The following is a 16,957-nucleotide window of genomic DNA, read 5'->3' as shown; positions in this document are numbered from 1 at the left end:
TCGAGGTTGAAATAGAAATGGCCTCTGCTTTTGACGCTCTAACCTAATGCGTATTGGGCGTCCCGCACCACACAGTGCGTAAAGTACTATCAGCAAGGAGCTCAACGATGTCCGCGAACGATGAGGCAACCACGGTTTCACGCGCCACCCCCCGGCACTGGCTGGGCCTGATGCTGCTGATGCTGCCGGTACTGTTGGTCACCATCGACAACACCATCCTGGGCTTCGCCCTGCCGAAAATCGCCGAGGCGCTGGCGCCCGATGCCCGCCAGCAGTTGTGGATGATCGACGCCTACTCGTTGGTGCTGGCCGGGCTGCTGGTGACCATGGGTGGGGTCGGCGACCGCGTAGGGCATCGCTGGTTGCTGCTGCTGGGCGCGTCCGGCTTTGCCGTGGTATCGGCCCTCACCGCGCTGTCGAGCACACCCGGCCAGTTGATCGCCGGGCGTGCGCTGATGGGTATCTTCGGCGCTATGTTGATGCCTTCCACCCTGGCCTTGATCGGTACGTTGTTCACCGACCGAGAGCAGCGCCGGTTTGCAGTGGCGGTCTGGGCGACCTGCCTGACGGTCGGTTCGGCGTTGGGGCCGTTGATGGGCGGGGTGCTGCTGCAATACTTCAGCTGGGCTTCGATTTTTCTGCTGGCGATTCCGGTGCTGCTGCCCTTGTTGGTCTGTGGGCCCTGGCTGCTGCCCGAGTCGCCCATGGAGCAAGTGGGCAACATTGATTTGCCGAGTGTGCTGTTGTCGGTGCTGGCGTTGACCGGCGTTGTCTATGCCATCAAGCACCTGGCCGGGGTCGGTGCCGACGGGGTGATGGCAATGGCGCTGGTGATCGGAGCGGGCGCCGGGTTTGCCTTCGTACGCCGGCAGTTGCGCCTGAGCGTGCCGTTGCTGGATCTGTCGTTGTTGCGCAACGGCACCTTTGCCGGCGCCATTGTGGTCAATCTCTTGAGTCTGGCGTTGTTGGTGGGCTTTGTGTTCTTCGCCACCCAGTCGTTGCAGATCGTTCTGGGCCTTGAGCCACTGCGGGCCAGCCTGGCCCTGGTGCCCGGGCAGGCGCTGGCCATCGTTGTGGGCATGGCCATCGTCCCGATTGCCCAGCGGGTTCCAGCCTATCGGTTGATCCCGGTGCTGCTGGGGTTTGCCGGCGTCGCGTTCCTGCTGGTGGCCGTGGCCGCAGGTGAGGTGGCCACGCTGGTGGCGGCCTTCGCCTTGCTCAATATCGGCGTGGGCGCAATTGCCTCGGTGTCCACCGACCTGGTGTTGAACGCCGCACCGCCGGCCAAGGCGGGGGAGGCCTCGGCGATCAGTGAAACCGCCTATGAGGTGGGTGTGGTGTTCGGCACCACGGTGCTGGGTGGGGTGTTGGCGGCCGGGTATCGCAGTGCACTGGCCGTGCCGGCCAACCTGGAAGGCGAACAGGCCTGGCTTGCCGGCGAAACGTTGGCGGGTGCCCATGGCGTGGCGGCGATGGCCGGGGAGCAGGGCAGCAGCTTGATCGCGGCGGCCAATCTGGCCTTCAACACCGCCACCACCCAAGTCAGTTGGCTGGCGGTCGTGTTGACGGCGTTGACGATGCTCATGGCCTGGCATGTATTGAAGGCCGGTGCGCACCCGAAATCGGCCTCGTAGCCGCTGTCGCCAGGCTGCGATCGACCGCACAGCCCATCGGCAAACACCTAGTCCACTTTGACGATGAGCCCGCCATTGGCTGAGTCGATGATCGAATCTGATTCTCAGCCAATGGCATAACAACAATGACAGCTCAAGTTCAGACTCAAAGTGCCTATGACGTGATCGTCGTCGGTTCGGGGGCCGGCGCCATGGCCTCGGCGGTGTTTCTCGCCGACCAGGGCTTCAGCGTGCTGGTCGTGGAAAAGAGCGACAAGTACGGCGGCACCTCGGCGATTTCCGGCGGCGGGATCTGGATCCCCAACAACCATTACTTCGCCCGCCTGGGGGGCCACGACAGCGTCGAGCTGGCCCTGCAATACCTCAAGGCCGCCGCCGGCGAGCAGGTGGACGAAGCCCGTCTGCGCGCCTACCTGGACAATGCGCCGAAGATGATCGAGGCCCTGACTCGCACCAGCCGCGTGCGCTACGCCGTGGCGGAAAAATACCCCGATTACTACCCGCACCTGCCAGGTTCGCTGCCCGGTGGCCGCACCCTGGACCCGGAGCTGTTCGACACGAGCCTGTTGGCCGAAGAACTGGACAACCTGCGCAAGCCATCGCCCTCGACCCTGCTGATGGGCCGCATCGCCTGGACCGCCCGCCACGCCCACAAGGTCATGGCCCGCAGCTTCGGCTGGCGCCTGCTGATCATCGGCCTGATGCTGCGCTACAAGCTGGACTTCACATGGCGGCGCAAGAGCAAGCACGACCGCCGCGCCGCCCTGGGCAGTTCGCTGGTGGCGGCGCTGCGCCGCTCGTTGATGGACCGCAACGTGCCGCTGTGGCTGAACACCGATTTCACCGGGCTGGTCAATGAAGGCGGGCGCATCACTGGGGTGAAGGTAACCCGTGACGGTCGCCCGTTGCAGTTGAAGGCCCGCCACGGGGTGATCCTAGGCTCCGGCGGTTTCGAGCAGAACCAGGCACTACGCGAGCAGTACCTGCCGCAACCGACGCGCATGGCCTGGAGCGCCACGCCACCTGGCAACAACACCGGCGCCGCGCTGCAGGCGGGCATGGCCGAGGGCGCGGCGACCGCCTTGCTCGACTGGGCCTGGTGGGCGCCGACCATCGCCGTGCCCGGTGAAGAAAAGCCCCGCGGCGTGTTCGCCGAGCGAGCGTTTCCCGGGGCACTGGTGGTCAACGGCCAGGGCAGGCGCTTCGTCAACGAGGCGGCGCCGTACCTGGAGTTCGTCGACGCCATGTACCGCGACAACCAGGTCACCGGTGGCAAGAGCGTGCCGGCCTGGGTGATCTTCGACGCGCATTTTCGCCACAACTATGCCATGGGGCCGTTGATGCCGGCCCAGGTGATGCCCGACAGCCGCCTGCGCAAGGAGTGGCGCAACACCCTGTACTGGAAGGCCGATACTCTGGCCGAGCTTGCGCAGTTGATCGGCGTCGATGCCGCGGGCCTGGAGCACACCGTGGCCAAGGTCAACGACTACGCGCGCACCGGCGTCGATCCCGACTTCGGCCGCGGCGGCAATGTCTTCGACCGCTACTACGGTGACAGCAACATCAAGCCCAACCCGTGCCTGGCGCCGCTGCGCAAGGGGCCGTTCTATGCCATGCGCATGGATGCCGGCGATATCGGCACCAAGGGCGGCCTGCTGACCAACGCCGACGCCCAGGTGGTGCGCGAGGACGGCGAGCCGATTGCCGGGCTGTACGCCATCGGCAACTGCTCGGCCTCGGTGATGGGCACCAGCTACCCCGGTGCTGGCGGCACCCTGGGGCCGGCGCTGACCTTCGCCTATGTCGCTGCGAACCACCTCGCCAGCCAGCGCTAGGAGCCGCCATGCAGACTGCTGAGATTTCAACCTGCAGCACCATCCTGCCGCCGGTGCGGGTGACCGACAGCCAGGCGCTCAAGTGGGACAACCAGTGCGATGTGCTGGTGGTCGGTTGGGGCGCCGCAGGTGCCTGCGCCGCCCTGGAAGCCCGCGCCAATGGCGCCGACGTGCTGATCGCCGACCGCTTCACCGGCGGTGGCGCCAGCGCCAAGAGCGGCGGGGTGGTGTATGCCGGTGGCGGCACCCGCCAGCAACGGGCGGCCGGTATCAACGACAGCCCCCAGGCCATGTTCGACTACCTCAAGCATGAAACCTGCGGCGTGGTCAGCGACGCCACCCTGCGCAGCTTCTGCGAGCAGAGCGTGGCCAACCTCGAATGGTTGCAGGGCCACGGCGCGCCGTACGGTCACGAGATGCCTCCGGGCGGCAAGACCTCGTACCCCGCCGATGGCTACTTCCTCTATTACTCCGGCAACGAGCTGGTGCCGTCTCACGGCGGCGCGCTGCCTCCCGCGCCCCGTGGCCATCGCACCGTGGGCAAGGGCCAGTGCGGCGCGGTGCTCTACGGTCACCTCAAGGCGGCCTGCCTCAAAGCCGGGGTGCGCCCCGTGCTGCAAGCGGCAGCGCGGCGCCTGGTGCAGGATCATCAGGGGCGGGTGCTCGGCGTCGAGCTGTGGCGCCTGCCACCGGGGAGCAAGGCCGCCCATGACCACGCCCGCCTGGCCGCCCGCGCCGAGCGCTGGCAGAACCTGGCGCCGGGCTACTGCGACAAGCTGCGCCAGCGTGTCAGCCAGTTGGAGCGCGAGCACGCCCAGCCGTACCGGGTACGGGCGCGCCAGGGCGTGATCCTCAGCACCGGTGGCTTCATCTTCAACCGCGACTTGATGCGACAGCATGCACCGGCCTATCGGCGCAACTTCAAGGTCGGTGCCACCGGCTGCGACGGCAGCGGCCTGCGCCTGGGGCAGACGGTCGGAGCCGCCAGCACCGGGCTCGAGCGGGTGTCGGCCTGGCGCTTCATCAATCCGCCGCATTGCTGGCCCAAGGGGATTGTGGTGAACCGCGATGGCCGGCGCTTCTGCAACGAGGAAGTCTACGGCGCGACCCTCGGCCAGCCGCTGATGGAAGAGCAGGGCGGCCGCGCCTGGCTGGTGCTCGATGCCAGGTTGCGGGCCAAGGCCATCCGCCAGGCGCTGTTCGGTGGTTACTGGTGGTTCCAGAGCGTGCCGGCGCTGGCGCTGATGTTGCTCAAACCACGCAAGGGCAAGACCCCGGCGCAGCTGGCCGCGGCTACCGGCATGCAGGCCGAGGCCCTGGCCCAGGCGCTGCAGCGCAACAATGCCGCCGCACGCGGTGAGGCCGAGGATGCCTTCGGCAAGTCGCCGGGCAGCCGCGAGGTGCTCGACCAGGGGCCGTTCTATGCCTGCGACATTTCCGTGGGCAACCCGATCTTTCCGCTGGGGGCGCTGACCCTGGGGGGCTTGAAGGTCGATGAAAGCAGCGGCGCCGTGCTGGATGAACAGGGGCAGCCGATTGCCGGCCTGTATGCCGCCGGGCGAACGGCGCTGGGTATTCCGTCGCACTTGTATATCAGTGGCCTGTCGCTGGCCGATTGCGTGTTCTCCGGCCGCCGTGCCGGGGCGGCGGTGGTCAGCGCGAGTGCAGAGCAAACCCCCTTAGCCAACAACAAGAGGACCCCCGCATGAGCGGACGTGTACACGGCAAAGTCGCCCTGGTCACCGGCGGCGCCAACGGCATCGGTCGCGCCTGCGCGCGCCTGCTGGCGGCCGAAGGTGCCCAGGTGCTGATCAGCGATATCGACGTCGAGGCCGGCCAGGCCCTGGCCGCCGAGATCGGTGAGCAGGCCACCTTCATCCGCCACGACGCCAGCAGCGAAAGCGACTGGCAGCAGGTGATGGCGTACCTGCGCGACCGTTACGGGCGCCTGGATATTCTCTTCAACAACGCCGGCATCCTGCGCAGCGGTTCGGTGGAGGACACTTCGCTGGCCGACTGGCACCAGCTGCTGCGGGTCAACAGCGACAGCGTGTTCCTCGGCTGCCGCGAGGCGATTGGCTTGATGAAGGCCACCGGTGGTTCGATCATCAACATGTCGTCGATCGCCGCCCTGGGCGGGCGTGGCGACTATATGGCCTACAGTGCCTCCAAAGGCGCGGTGGCGGCCCTGTCGCGTTCGGTGGCGGTGCACTGCCGCCAGCGCAAGTACCGGATCCGCTGCAACACCCTGCACCCGGACAGCGTGCTCACCGCCATGACCCGCGCCAGCTGGCCCGCCGGGCTGGACCCCGAGCGCATGACCATCGACAACGACCCGATGCAGCGCATGTGCCTGCCCGAGGATGTGGCGGCGAGCGTGCTGTTCCTGGCCAGTGACGAGTCGCGGGCGATCAATGGCATGGAGATGCGTATCGACAGTGGTCAGTTGTTGATGAGTATCTGACGCTCATCCTGGACGCTTTTGTAGCCGCTGCCGCCAGGCTGCGATCGACTGCGTAGCAGTCGCAACCCGGCCGACTCGGTTGGCCGGAAGTACGCGGCAGGTCAGGTTTTACGACCGCTGCGCGGCCGATCGCAGCCTGGCGGCAGCGGCTACAGAGGTGTCAGTGTCCTTCGAACTGCGGCGCGCGCTTGTCGATGAACGCCTGCATGCCTTCTTTCTGGTCGCGCGAGGCGAACAGCAGGGCGTTGGCCTTGCGCTCCAGGGCCAACCCCGTTTCCAGCGGCCCGTCCATGCCCGCCAGGATCACCTCCTTGATCTGCTCGGCGGCCAGCGCCGGCATCCCGGCAATCAGCGCCGCCAGCTCCAGCGCCTTGGCCTGTACCTGGTCATCGTCCACCAGGTCACTGACCAGGCCGGCCACCCAGGCTTCCTCGGCGCTGATCGGTTGTCCGGTCAGCGCCATGCGCATGGCCTTGACCTTGCCCACCGCCCGCACCAGGCGCTGGGTGCCGCCGATGCCGGGCATGATGCCGATGCGGATTTCCGGCTGGCAGAAGCGCGCACTGCGACCGGCGACGATCAGGTCGGCGAGCATCGCCAGTTCGCAGCCGCCGCCATAGGCATAGCCGCATACTGCGGCGATCACAGGCTTGGGGCAGTGTTGTATCGGCGCCCAGACCCGTTCGGTGTGGCGCTTGTAGATGTCGATGGCGCCGACCCCGGCCATGCTGGTGATGTCGCCACCGGCGGCAAACACCTTGTCGCCGCCGGTGAGCAGGATGCAGCGCACCCCGGGGTCCTGGGCCAGGGCAGTGAAGTGCGACGACAGCAGCGCCTGCAGTTCCAGGCTCAGGGCATTGGTGGCCTGGGGCCGGTGCAGGCGCAGCCGGGCCACGCCGGGCAGGGGGTGGTCGAGCAGGACGGGTGGAGCGGTGGCATCAAGCATGATGATCCTCGTGCGCGCGTGGCGATGGCCGTCAGTGTCACCAGCGCACCGGGTCGATTCATCGTCCGTTCAGACGAAGAACGCGCTGCAGGTTGTCCCTAGAGTGACCCTGGTCAGAAGCACAAGGAGCACGACATGGGTCAGCACGCGGGGTTGGATTACAGCGGCAAGGTGGTGCTCGTCACGGGCGGCACCAAGGGGATCGGCGCGGGTATCGCCAGCGAGTTTCTCGCCGCCGGGGCACGCGTGATTGTTTGCGCCCGGCATGCGCCGCTGTTGCTGCCGTCACACGGCAGCAACAGCGCTGCGTTCATGCCGGCGGACGTGCGCGACAGCGAGTCGCTGCAGGCGCTGTTCGACACGATTGGCCGCGAGTACGGCCGTCTCGATGTACTGGTCAACAACGCCGGCGGCAGCCCCCGGGCACCGGCCGCCGAAGCCTCACCACGGTTTCACGAGAGCATCATCCGCCTCAACCTGATCGCGCCCTTCAATGTCGCCCAGCACGCCAACCGGCTGATGCAGGCACAGGCCGAAGGCGGCTGCATCCTGTTCATCGGCAGCATCAGCGCCTTGCGCTCCTCGCCCGGCACCGCTGCCTACGGCGCGGCCAAGGCCGGGGTGCTGGCGCTGGTGCAGTCGCTGGCGGTGGAGTGGGCGCCGAAGGTGCGGGTGGTGGCGGTCAGCCCCGGCCTGGTGCTGACCGAGCAGGCGCATCTGCACTACGGCACCGACGCCGGCATCGCCGCCGTCAGCGCCGGCATTCCTGCCGGGCGCATGGCGGTGGCCGAAGACATCGCCAACGCCTGCCTGTACATGGCTTCGCCGCTCGCCGCCTACGCCAGCGGCTGCAACCTGCTGCTGCATGGCGGCGGCGAGCGTCCGGCCTTCCTCGACGCGGCCCAGGTGCTGCCGACCTGATTCACCCCGGCAGCGCCCGGGTGCCGGGCGCTGCCCTCACTTTGCAGGAGACGACTGTGGCAGATCCACAATTGCTGTCCAATGTGAGCGCCCTGGTGGGGCGCCAGTACGGGCGGGTGTATGCCTGGGACGAGGTCAACGCGCCGATGATTCGCCAGTGGTGCGAGATCATGGGCGTGGAAAACCCCCTCTACACCGACCCGGCCGCGGCCCTCGAAACCGTCCACGAAGGCCTGATCGCACCGCCGGCGATGCTCCAGGTGTGGACCCTGGAGGGCTTTCACGCCAACAACTACCCGCCAGGCTCCACCGACGAGAACCCCTACGAGGTGCTCAAGCTGTTCGAGGCCGAAGGCTACACCTCGACGGTGGCGGTCAACTCCGAACTGAGTTTCACCCGGCCGCTGCGCCTGGGCGAAAAGCTGTACTACACCACCCGCCTGGAGTCGGTCGGCGACGAGAAGACCACCGCCCTGGGCACCGGCTTCTTCGTCACTCTGGTGATGAGCCACTTCGTCGAGAAAGCCGGCGGCGACGAGCCGGTGGGCGAGTTGCTGTTTCGCGTGTTCAAGTTCCGTCCGGCCGCAGCGGCTGCCCCGGCACCGGCTGTAGAAGCACCGGCGGTGGCCAAGCGACCGCTGCCCGGCATCAGCGACGACACCCGGTTTTTCTGGGATGGCTGCACCAAGGGGCAGTTGCTGATCCAGCGCTGCACCGCCTGCGCGACCTTGCGTCATCCGCCGGCACCGGTGTGCATCAAGTGCCACAGCTTCGACTGGGACAGCGTCCAGGCCAGTGGCCGGGGCAGCCTGTATTCCTTCGTAGTCATGCACTACCCGGTGGTGGCGCCGTTCGAGCACCCCAACCCCATCGGCCTGATCGAGTTGGAGGAAGGCGTGCGCCTGATCGCCGGCCTGGTCGGCGTCGAGTCCGGCCAGCTGAAGATCGGCCAGCGCCTGCAGGTCGAGTTCCAGACCTTCGATGAGCAGCTGACCCTGCCATTGTTCCGGCCGTCGCCGGTCGAGGAGGGCACATGGACTTCGAACTGAGCGAAGACCAGCGCGCCATCGCCGAGATGGCCGACAGCCTGTTCACCGACCATTGCGACGACGATGCCCTGCGCCAGTGGGACAACAGCGGCGAAGCGATGATGAGCGACCTCTGGGGCCTGTGCGTGGAGACCGGCCTGCATGCCCTGGCCATTCCCGAACAGGCCGGCGGCAGCGACCTGGGCATCACCGAGCTGATGCTGGTGCTCCAGGCCCAGGGGCGCAGCCTGGGCCAGGTGCCGCTGTGGCGTCATCAACTGGCGGCGGCGACCCTGGCGCACTTCGCCCTGGGCGAAGCGGCGACCTGGGCTGCACGGGCGGCCAGCGCCGAGGTGCTGTTGAGCCTGTCTATCGAGGCCCGTGCCAGTGCCTGCGGTATCGAGCTGCAGGCCCGGCCTTGCGAAGGTGGCTGGGTGCTGGACGGCAAGGTCGCCGCGCTCGCCTTCGGCCAGCAGGCCCAGGCCGCGCTGGTGCTGGCCGAGGCCGAAGGCCAGCCACGCCTGGTACTGGTGGACCTGGGTACAGCGCAGGTGCGATGCGTGCCCGGTGTGCTCACCCATGGCGAGCCTGTGGCCGACGTCGAGATCGAAGGCCTGCGCATCAGCGCCGAGCAGCTGTTGCCGGGGCCGGCACTGGACTGGCTGGAGCCGCGTGTACAGGCGGCCCTGGCAGCCTTGCAACTGGGCGTCAGCGAAGCGCACATCCGCCGCACCGTGGCCTATGTCAGCGAACGCGAGCAGTTCGACCGGCCGATCGGCAGCTTCCAGGCCGTGCAGATGCGCATGGCCGATGCGCACATCGACCTGGAAGCCCTGCGCAGTGCGCTCTGGCAGCTGTGCTACCGACTCGATGCCGGCCTTGGGGCGCCTTGCGAGGCGCTGGCCACGGCCTGGCTGGCCTGCGAGGCCGGGCACCGCATCGGCCACAGCGCGCAGCACGTGCATGGCGGGATAGGCGTCGACCTGACCTACCCGATTCACCGTTTTCTCTACTGGAGCCGTGCCCTGGGCCTTGCCCTGGGAGGATCGGCGGCATGCCTGGAACGCCTCGGCGACTGGCTGGGCGATAACGACAAGCTGGGATGGAAATATGACCTCGAAGAACACCAAGCGCTTTGAAGACGTGCAGCCCGGCGAAGCGTTGCCGGCGCTGGCGATTCCCATCACCGTCGGCCTGATCACAGGTGGCGCGATCGCCACCCGCGACTACTTCCCCGGTCACCATGACCTGGAAGCGGCCAAGGCCCTGGGCTCGCAGCACATCTTCATGAACATCCTCACTACCAACGGCCTGGTCCAGCGCTTCGTCGAAGGCTGGGCCGGCCCGCTGGCGCAGTTCGTGTCGCTGAAGATCAAGCTGGGTGCACCCAACTACCCCGGCGACTGCATGACCTTCAACGGCAGCGTGACCCGCCAGGACCCGGCCACCCGCACGGTGGAAGTGACCCTGAGCGGCAAGAATTCCATGGGCAATCACGTGACCGGCACGGTCGCGCTGATCCTGCCCTGACAGGGGGAGACACACAGATGACCGATTCATCGATCAGCGGGCGCGCCGCCATTGTTGGCCTGGGCGCCACCGAATTTTCCAAGCACTCCGGCCGCACCGAGCTGCACCTGGCCATGGAAGCCACCTTGAGCGCACTCAAGGACGCCGGCATCGACCCCTCCGAGGTCGAGGGCTTCAGCTCCTACTCGGTGGACAAGGTGCCCGAGTACGAGATTGCCCGCCTGCTCGGCTGCAAGGACGTCAAGTTCTTCTCCCAGGTACCCCACGGCGGCGGCGCGGCCTGTGGGCCGGTGATGCATGCGGCCATGGCGGTGGCCACCGGGGTGGCCAAGGTGGTGGTGGTCTACCGGGCGATGAACGAGCGCTCCTGGTACCGCTTCGGCACCGGTACCTACGGCTTTGCCTCGACGCCGATCTTCGAGAACGTCAACTACGGCTGGTACATGCCCCACGGCTTCCACACCCCGGCGGCCTGGGTCGGCATGTTCGCCCAGCGCTACATGCACACCTACGGCGCCACGTCCGAAGACTTCGGCCGGGTGGCGGTGGCGGTGCGCGACTTCGCCGCGACCAACCCGGCGGCGTTCTTCCACGGCAAGCCCATTACCCTGGAAGAGCACCAGGCCTCGCGCTGGATCTGCGAGCCCCTGCACCTGCTCGACTGCTGCCAGGAGTCCGACGGCGCGGTGGCCATGGTCATCACCTCGGCCGAGCGCGCCCGCGACCTGCCGAACAAGCCGGTGATCATCAAGGCCGGCTCCCAGGGCATCACCGACGGCCAGCAGATCATGACCTCGTTCTACCGTGACGACATCACCGGCCTGCCGGAGATGGGCGTGGTGGCCCGCGAGCTGTACCGCCAGTCGAAGCTGGGCCCTGAGGACCTGCAGACCGCGGTGATCTACGACCACTTCACCCCGTTCGTACTGCCGCAGCTGGAAGAATTCGGCCTGGCCCCGCGCGGCGAGGCCAAGGAATTCATCCGCGCCGGCCACCATGCCCGGGGCGGCAAGCTGCCGATCAACACCCACGGCGGCCAGTTGGGCGAGGCCTATATCCATGGCATGAACGGCGTCGCCGAAGCGGTGCGCCAGGTGCGCGGCACGGCGGTCAACCAGGTGGCCGATGTACACAACGTGCTGGTGACTGCCGGTACCGGCGTGCCCACCAGCGGCCTGATTCTCGGCGCGGCCTAAGGAGCAGCTTATGTTCGTCGATCTTACTCCCGAGCAACAGCAGCTGCGCCTGAAGGTGCGCGACTACTTCCAGGCCCTGATGACCCCGCAACTGCGCGAGCAGCTGCGCGGCCAGGAGGGCGGCGAACTGTTCCGCCAGACCGTGCGCCAGATGGGCCGCGACGGCTGGCTGGCGGTCGGCTGGCCCAAGGAACACGGCGGCCAGGGCTATGCCGCCACCGAGCAGTTGATCTTCTTCGAAGAGGCCAATATCGCCGGCGCGCCCTTGCCGTTCGTGACCATCAGCACCGTGGGCCCTGCGCTGATCGCCCATGGCAGCGCAGCGCAAAAAGAGCGCTTCCTGCCCGGCATCGCAGGGGGCGAAATCATGTTCGCCATCGGCTATTCCGAGCCCGGTGCCGGCAGCGACCTGGCGGTACTCAAGACGAGTGCCCGGCTCGACGGCGAGCACTTCGTGGTCAACGGCAACAAGCTGTGGACCTCCGGTGCCGAGTCGGCCGACTACATCTGGCTGGCGGCGCGCACCGACCCGGAGCGGGCCCGGCACAAGGGCGTGTCGATCCTGATCCTCGACACGCAATTGCCCGGCTTCTCCAGCACCCTGATCCCGACCACCAGCAACCCGACCGCCGCCACCTACTACGACAACGTGCGCGTGCCCCGCGACATGCTGGTGGGCGAGCTGCACGGCGGCTGGAAGCTGATCACCGCGCAGCTCAACCACGAGCGCCTGGGTCTGGGCTCCTGGTCGGACAAGGTCGCCGGGCTGTTCCGCCGGGTCTACCTGTGGGCGCGCAGCCGCGACGAGCAGGGGCGCCGGGCGGTGGACAAGGCCTGGGTACGCACCTCCCTGGCCGAGTGCTATGCGCGCCTTGAGGCCATGCGCCTGATCAACTTCAGGATCGCCGCCGATCTTGAACGCGACCGGGTGGACGTGGCGCTGGCCTCGACCACCAAGGTCTACGGCTCGGAGTCGGCCATCGAGATCCTTCGTCGCCTGGCCGCCATCCTCGGCGCCAATGGCGCGCTGCGCAGCGGCTCGGCCGCGGCCTTGCTGCAGGGCGAGCTGGAATACGAAGTGCGCGCGTCGGTGACGGTGACCTTCGGCGGCGGCACCAACGAGATCCAGCGCGAACTGATCGCCCAGTTCGGCCTGGGCATGCCGCGTCCACAGCGCTAGCGCCCGGTGTAGGAGCGGGCTTGCCCCGCGAATGCGGTCTGTCAGTCACATCGCATCGCGGGACAAGCCCGCTCCTGCAAATCAAACAAAAACAAGGGTCAATCATATGAGCACCATCGAGCAATTCAGGCACGACACCCGGGCTTGGCTTGAGGCCAACTGCCCGCCATCGATGCGCACCGCCATGGGCGAGGGCGACGTGGTCTGGGGCGCGCAGCAGCCGCAGTTCCCCAGCAGCGACGCGCAGCTGTGGTTCGAACGCATGCGCGACAAGGGCTGGTTCTGCCCCGAGTGGCCGCCAGCCTACGGCGGCGCCGGTTTGGACGCCGAGCAGCTGGCCGTGCTGGAGGGCGAATTGCGCCGCCTCAAGTGCCGGCCGCCGCAAATCAACCTGGGCGTGTGGATGCTCGGCCCGCTGCTGCTGGAATTCGGCAGCGAGGAACAGAAGCGCACCTTGCTGCCGCCCATGGCCCGTGGCGAAGTGCGTTGGTGCCAGGGCTTTTCCGAGCCCAATGCAGGCTCGGACCTGGCCAGCCTGAAGATGAGCGCCCGCGATGCCGGCGATCACTTCGTGGTCGATGGCAGCAAGATCTGGACGTCCTATGGCGACAAGTCCGACTGGATGTACGCCCTGGTGCGCACCGACCCGAGCGCGCCCAAGCATGAAGGCATCAGCCTGATCGTGCTGGACATGCGCAGCCCCGGCGTCAATCCGGTGCCCATCGACCTGATCAGCGGCAAGTCGGCGTTCTGCCAGGTGTTCTTCGATGGGGTGAAGGTGCCCAAGACGCAACTGATCGGGCCGCTCAACGGCGGCTGGAACCTGGCCAAGCGCCTGCTCCAGCACGAGCGCAAGGCCATGTCCAAGTTCGGCGAGATCAGCCTGCCGTCCCATGTCGACCTGCTGGCCCTGCTGCGCCAGTACCTGCCGCGTCCGCAAGGGCAGGGCGAACACGTGTTGCACGGTCGTGCCCTGGCCTGCGCGATGAACGAGCGTGCCTATGACCTGACCGTGCAGCGCATGGGCCAGGCAGCCCAGGCCGGCGATGACATCAGCGGCCTGATGGCGACCATGAAGCTGGTGCACACCGAGCAGGAGCGCGACAAGTTCGAGGTGCTGCTCGACCTCATGGGCGGCCATGCCATGGGCTGGCAGGCCGAGGCCGGCAACGATCCGCAACTGGCCATTACCCGCGGCTGGCTCAACAGCTATGCCCTGACCATCTCCGGCGGTGCGTCGGAGGTGCAGCTCAATGTGATTGCCAAGCGCGTGCTTGGCCTGCCCGAAGCCAAGAAAGGAGTGACGCCATGAACCTGGTCTACAGCGACGAGCAGCGCCTGCTGGCCGACAGCGCGCGGGATTTTCTCGCCGCCCGCAGCCCGGTTGTGGCCCAGCGCCGGCTGCGTGACGAGGGCAGCGCCAGTGGCTTCGATCCACAGCTGTGGCGCGAGGCGGTGGCGCTGGGCTGGAGCGCCATTCCCTTCCCTGAGCAACTGGGTGGGCTGGATTTTGGTTGTATGGGCCTGGGGCCTGTCTTCGAGTCAATTGGCCGTAATCTTGCGGCCACGCCCTTGCTGTCCAGCGTGGTGCTCGGCGGCTCGCTGTTGCACCTGGCCGGCAATGCCGCGCAGCAGGCCCGCTGGCTGGCGCCGGTGATCGCCGGTGACCTGCGCCTGGCCCTGGCCCTGGACGAGCAGGCCCGCCACGCGCCGCAAAGCACTGCGCTGCAGGCCCGGGCCGACGGCGACGGTTACTGCCTGAACGGTGACAAGTACTGGGTACTCGATGGCCTGGGCGCCGATGCCTACCTGGTGGCGGCGAGGGTGGCCGGGCTTGCGGGAGATCCCCAGGGCATCAGCCTGTTCCTGCTGCCGGCCGATACCCCGGGCCTGAGTGTCAGCGCCTTGCCGCTGATCGATGCACGCAACTGCGCACGGTTGCAGTTGCAGCAGGTGCGGGTTGGCGCCGAGGCCCTGCTCGGCCAGGCGGGCGAGGGCTGGGCCAGCCTCGACCTGGCCCTGGACCGGGGCCGCGCCTGCCTGGCTGCCGAACTGCTGGGCGCCGCCGGGCACCTGTTCGAAACCACCCTGGACTACCTCAAGACCCGGGTGCAGTTCGACACCCCGATCGGCAGTTTCCAGGCCCTGCAACACCGCGCCGCGCAGCTGTATGTCGACCTGGCCCTGAGCCGCAGCGCGGTCATGGCCGCATTGTCGGCCCTGGATGACGACACCCTGGACGCCGCCGCCCGCGGCCGCCTGGTCAGCCTGGCGAAATGGAAAGCCGGCGATACTGCGATCAAGGTCGCCAACGAAGCGGTGCAGATGCACGGCGGCATCGGCGTGACCGACGAGCTGGACGTCGGCCTGTACCTCAAGCGCGTGCGCGTGGCCCAGGCAAGCCTGGGCGATCGTGACTTCCATTGCCAGCGCTACGGGGCCCTGGCCCAGGGGGAACAGCATGACTGAGCAACGTTGGCACAACGCCTGGGCGCAACTGATTGCCCCAGGCTCGCCCTTTGAAGTCGTGACCCCCGAAGACGGCGGCCCCCGCTGTTTTCGCCACACTGCGCCAGACCTGCTGCAGGCCATCGACGCCGGCCGCGCGCATGGCGACCGTGAATTTCTGGTGTGGCAGGACCTGCGCCTGACCTTCGCCCAGTACTTCGATCAGGTCGACCGCCTGGCCGGGCAACTTGTCGGCACCTTCAACCTGCAAGCGGGTGAGCGTGTGGCGATCGCCATGCGCAACCAGCCGGCCTGGCTGGTGGCCTTCGCCGCGATCCAGCGCTGCGGTGCGGTGTGCGTGCCGCTCAACAGCTGGGGGTTGCGCGACGAGCTGCTGCACGGCCTGCAGGACAGCGGCGCCTGCCTGCTGTTGTGTGATGAGGCGCGGCTGCGGGTGCTGGAGGGTGACCTGGGGGATGGGCAACTGTCGGCCATCGTCGTCGGCACCGCACCCGACCAGGTACTGCCCAGGCGCTGCCAGCGCTATGAGGACCTGCTGGCCGCAACGCCCTTGCCGGTGCCGAGCCTGCAACCTGACCCCGACGCCGCGGCACTGATCCTCTACACCTCCGGCACCACCAGCCGCGCCAAGGGCGTGCTGTCCAGCCACCGGGCGATCTGCCAGTCACTGACCGCGCTGGAATTCCAGGGCGCGTTCTGCGCCATGAGCTCGCCCGAGCGGATCGGCGTGGTGATCAACAGCGGCCTGGCGCCGACCACCCTGATGGCGGTGCCGCTGTTCCATGTCAGCGGTTTGCACGCGCAGTTCCTCCTGGCCCTGCGTGCCGGACGACGCCTGGTGCTGATGTACAAATGGGAGGTGGAGCGGGCGCTGGACCTGATCCGTGACGAGCGCTGCACGCAGTTCAACGGCGCGCCGGTGATGATGCAGCAATTGCTGGCCTCGCCACGCTTCGGCGGTGCCGACACCGCCAGTTTGTTCGGCCTGGGGCTGGGCGGCGGCGCGTCGTCCAGCAGCCTGCTGGCCAGCATGATCGAACGCAAGCCCGACGCCATCGGCGGCAGCGGCTATGGCCTGACCGAAAGCAACGGCATCGGTGCGGCCGTTGGCGGTGACCAGTTCGTCTACAAACCGGGCAGTTGTGGCTGGCCGCTGCCGATTGTCGATGTCCGCATCGGCGATGACCCGCAGCACCCCTTGCCAGCGGGCAGTCCCGGGCTGATCTGGCTGCGCTCGCCGACCCTGATGAGCGGCTACTGGAACCAGGCCGCGCAGAACGCCGTGACCTTGCGCGATGGTTGGCTCGACACCGGCGACACCGGCTACCTCGATGACGAGGGCTTCCTGTACATCAGCGGGCGGGTCAAGGACCTGATCAACCGCGGCGGCGAGAAGATTTCGGCAGCCGAGATCGAAGCCTGCATCGGCGACATGCCCGGGGTGCAGGAGGCGGCGGCCTTTGCCGTTGCCGACAGCCAGCTGGGCGAGGCGGTCGCCCTGGCGGTGCGCGCTGAGCCGCAGCTGGAGGCGAGTGCGATCCAGGCCTTCATCGCCGCTCGCCTTGCGGCCTACAAGGTGCCGGCACAGGTCTACCTGCATGCCACGCCGTTTCCGCGCAACGCCACCGGCAAAGTGCTCAAGGCCCAGCTGCAGCAATTTGTCGGCGCGTTCGATTCTTAGTCTTTCCGGACGATGAATACACAGCCAGAACGCGAAGAATGGGGACTACCCGAAAGCCTTATCAGCGAAGGAG

At 67.5% G+C, this 16,957-nt stretch carries 14 protein-coding genes; 13 read left to right on the top strand and 1 reads right to left on the bottom strand.

The genetic code is table 11. The annotated features are described in order from the left end of the window. The first annotated feature begins 107 nt into the window (after positions 1-107). From ACIQUS_RS18065 to ACIQUS_RS18050, 4 genes are all read left to right on the top strand, one after another. Positions 108-1,634 carry an MFS transporter gene (locus tag ACIQUS_RS18065; RefSeq protein ID WP_403049205.1) on the top strand — a complete coding sequence of 509 codons (1,527 nt, stop codon included), beginning with the start codon at positions 108-110 and terminating at the stop codon, positions 1,632-1,634. A gap of 125 nt (positions 1,635-1,759) precedes the next feature. Continuing rightward, entirely contained in the window at positions 1,760-3,469 is a 1,710-nt protein-coding gene (locus tag ACIQUS_RS18060) for an FAD-binding protein (RefSeq protein ID WP_403049202.1), read from the top strand. A gap of 8 nt (positions 3,470-3,477) precedes the next feature. Beyond that, positions 3,478-5,178 (top strand): FAD-binding protein, encoded by a 1,701-nt coding sequence (locus tag ACIQUS_RS18055; RefSeq protein ID WP_403049199.1) that lies wholly within the window; start codon positions 3,478-3,480, stop codon positions 5,176-5,178. Further along, positions 5,175-5,933 (top strand): SDR family oxidoreductase, encoded by a 759-nt coding sequence (locus ACIQUS_RS18050; protein WP_403049196.1) that lies wholly within the window; start codon positions 5,175-5,177, stop codon positions 5,931-5,933. The genes ACIQUS_RS18055 and ACIQUS_RS18050 overlap by 4 nt, the downstream gene beginning before the upstream one ends. A 160-nt stretch (positions 5,934-6,093) precedes the next feature. Here ACIQUS_RS18050 and ACIQUS_RS18045 read toward each other — a convergent pair whose 3' ends face one another. Continuing rightward, the gene (locus tag ACIQUS_RS18045) at positions 6,094-6,879 is read right to left on the bottom strand and encodes an enoyl-CoA hydratase (protein ID WP_403049193.1); all 786 of its coding nucleotides are present in this window, start codon (positions 6,877-6,879) and stop codon (positions 6,094-6,096) included. Positions 6,880-7,014: 135 nt separating this feature from the next. On the opposite strand from ACIQUS_RS18045, the gene ACIQUS_RS18040 reads away from it, so the two are divergent. The 9 genes from ACIQUS_RS18040 to ACIQUS_RS18000 all read left to right on the top strand — a co-directional run bounded on the left by ACIQUS_RS18040 (position 7,015) and on the right by ACIQUS_RS18000 (position 16,884). Further along, a complete protein-coding gene (locus tag ACIQUS_RS18040) occupies positions 7,015-7,800 on the top strand; it encodes an SDR family oxidoreductase (RefSeq protein WP_403049190.1) in 786 nt (261 codons plus the stop codon). A gap of 56 nt (positions 7,801-7,856) precedes the next feature. Beyond that, a complete protein-coding gene (locus ACIQUS_RS18035; RefSeq protein WP_403049187.1) occupies positions 7,857-8,849 on the top strand; it encodes a bifunctional MaoC family dehydratase N-terminal/OB-fold nucleic acid binding domain-containing protein in 993 nt (330 codons plus the stop codon). After that, a complete protein-coding gene (locus ACIQUS_RS18030) occupies positions 8,834-9,967 on the top strand; it encodes an acyl-CoA dehydrogenase family protein (RefSeq protein ID WP_403049184.1) in 1,134 nt (377 codons plus the stop codon). The genes ACIQUS_RS18035 and ACIQUS_RS18030 overlap by 16 nt, the downstream gene beginning before the upstream one ends. After that, on the top strand, positions 9,939-10,358 hold the full coding sequence (locus tag ACIQUS_RS18025) for a MaoC family dehydratase (protein ID WP_285863393.1): 420 nt from the start codon (positions 9,939-9,941) through the stop codon (positions 10,356-10,358). The genes ACIQUS_RS18030 and ACIQUS_RS18025 overlap by 29 nt, the downstream gene beginning before the upstream one ends. 17 nt (positions 10,359-10,375) lie before the next feature. Then, positions 10,376-11,554 carry a lipid-transfer protein gene (locus tag ACIQUS_RS18020; RefSeq protein WP_403049180.1) on the top strand — a complete coding sequence of 393 codons (1,179 nt, stop codon included), beginning with the start codon at positions 10,376-10,378 and terminating at the stop codon, positions 11,552-11,554. Positions 11,555-11,564: 10 nt separating this feature from the next. Continuing rightward, entirely contained in the window at positions 11,565-12,734 is a 1,170-nt protein-coding gene (locus tag ACIQUS_RS18015) for an acyl-CoA dehydrogenase family protein (protein ID WP_403049177.1), read from the top strand. Between the two features lie 106 nt (positions 12,735-12,840). Continuing rightward, positions 12,841-14,046: an acyl-CoA dehydrogenase family protein gene (locus tag ACIQUS_RS18010; RefSeq protein WP_403049174.1), complete on the top strand. Its 1,206-nt coding sequence runs from the start codon at positions 12,841-12,843 to the stop codon at positions 14,044-14,046. Then, a complete protein-coding gene (locus ACIQUS_RS18005) occupies positions 14,043-15,203 on the top strand; it encodes an acyl-CoA dehydrogenase family protein (RefSeq protein WP_403049171.1) in 1,161 nt (386 codons plus the stop codon). Before ACIQUS_RS18010 ends, ACIQUS_RS18005 begins: the two co-directional genes overlap by 4 nt. Further along, complete coding sequence (locus tag ACIQUS_RS18000) at positions 15,196-16,884, top strand: class I adenylate-forming enzyme family protein (RefSeq protein WP_403049168.1); 1,689 nt, start codon at positions 15,196-15,198, stop codon at positions 16,882-16,884. Before ACIQUS_RS18005 ends, ACIQUS_RS18000 begins: the two co-directional genes overlap by 8 nt. The last annotated feature ends 73 nt before the right edge of the window (positions 16,885-16,957 follow it).

It is taken from the genome of Pseudomonas sp. NPDC090755 (assembly GCF_044769005.1).
Classification (GTDB): Bacteria; Pseudomonadota; Gammaproteobacteria; order Pseudomonadales; family Pseudomonadaceae; genus Aquipseudomonas.
This window is presented reverse-complemented; position numbering and strand designations above follow the sequence as displayed.

Bases quoted from the DNA above. Each gene is read 5' to 3' on its own strand.
- ACIQUS_RS18065 (WP_403049205.1), top strand. From the start codon at position 108: ATGTCCGCGAACGATGAGGCAACCACGGTTTCACGCGCCACCCCCCGG.
- ACIQUS_RS18060 (WP_403049202.1), top strand. From the start codon at position 1,760: ATGACAGCTCAAGTTCAGACTCAAAGTGCCTATGACGTGATCGTCGTC.
- ACIQUS_RS18055 (WP_403049199.1), top strand. From the start codon at position 3,478: ATGCAGACTGCTGAGATTTCAACCTGCAGCACCATCCTGCCGCCGGTG.
- ACIQUS_RS18050 (WP_403049196.1), top strand. From the start codon at position 5,175: ATGAGCGGACGTGTACACGGCAAAGTCGCCCTGGTCACCGGCGGCGCC.
- ACIQUS_RS18045 (WP_403049193.1), bottom strand. From the start codon at position 6,879: ATGCTTGATGCCACCGCTCCACCCGTCCTGCTCGACCACCCCCTGCCC.
- ACIQUS_RS18040 (WP_403049190.1), top strand. From the start codon at position 7,015: ATGGGTCAGCACGCGGGGTTGGATTACAGCGGCAAGGTGGTGCTCGTC.
- ACIQUS_RS18030 (WP_403049184.1), top strand. From the start codon at position 8,834: ATGGACTTCGAACTGAGCGAAGACCAGCGCGCCATCGCCGAGATGGCC.
- ACIQUS_RS18025 (WP_285863393.1), top strand. From the start codon at position 9,939: ATGACCTCGAAGAACACCAAGCGCTTTGAAGACGTGCAGCCCGGCGAA.
- ACIQUS_RS18020 (WP_403049180.1), top strand. From the start codon at position 10,376: ATGACCGATTCATCGATCAGCGGGCGCGCCGCCATTGTTGGCCTGGGC.
- ACIQUS_RS18015 (WP_403049177.1), top strand. From the start codon at position 11,565: ATGTTCGTCGATCTTACTCCCGAGCAACAGCAGCTGCGCCTGAAGGTG.
- ACIQUS_RS18010 (WP_403049174.1), top strand. From the start codon at position 12,841: ATGAGCACCATCGAGCAATTCAGGCACGACACCCGGGCTTGGCTTGAG.
- ACIQUS_RS18005 (WP_403049171.1), top strand. From the start codon at position 14,043: ATGAACCTGGTCTACAGCGACGAGCAGCGCCTGCTGGCCGACAGCGCG.
- ACIQUS_RS18000 (WP_403049168.1), top strand. From the start codon at position 15,196: ATGACTGAGCAACGTTGGCACAACGCCTGGGCGCAACTGATTGCCCCA.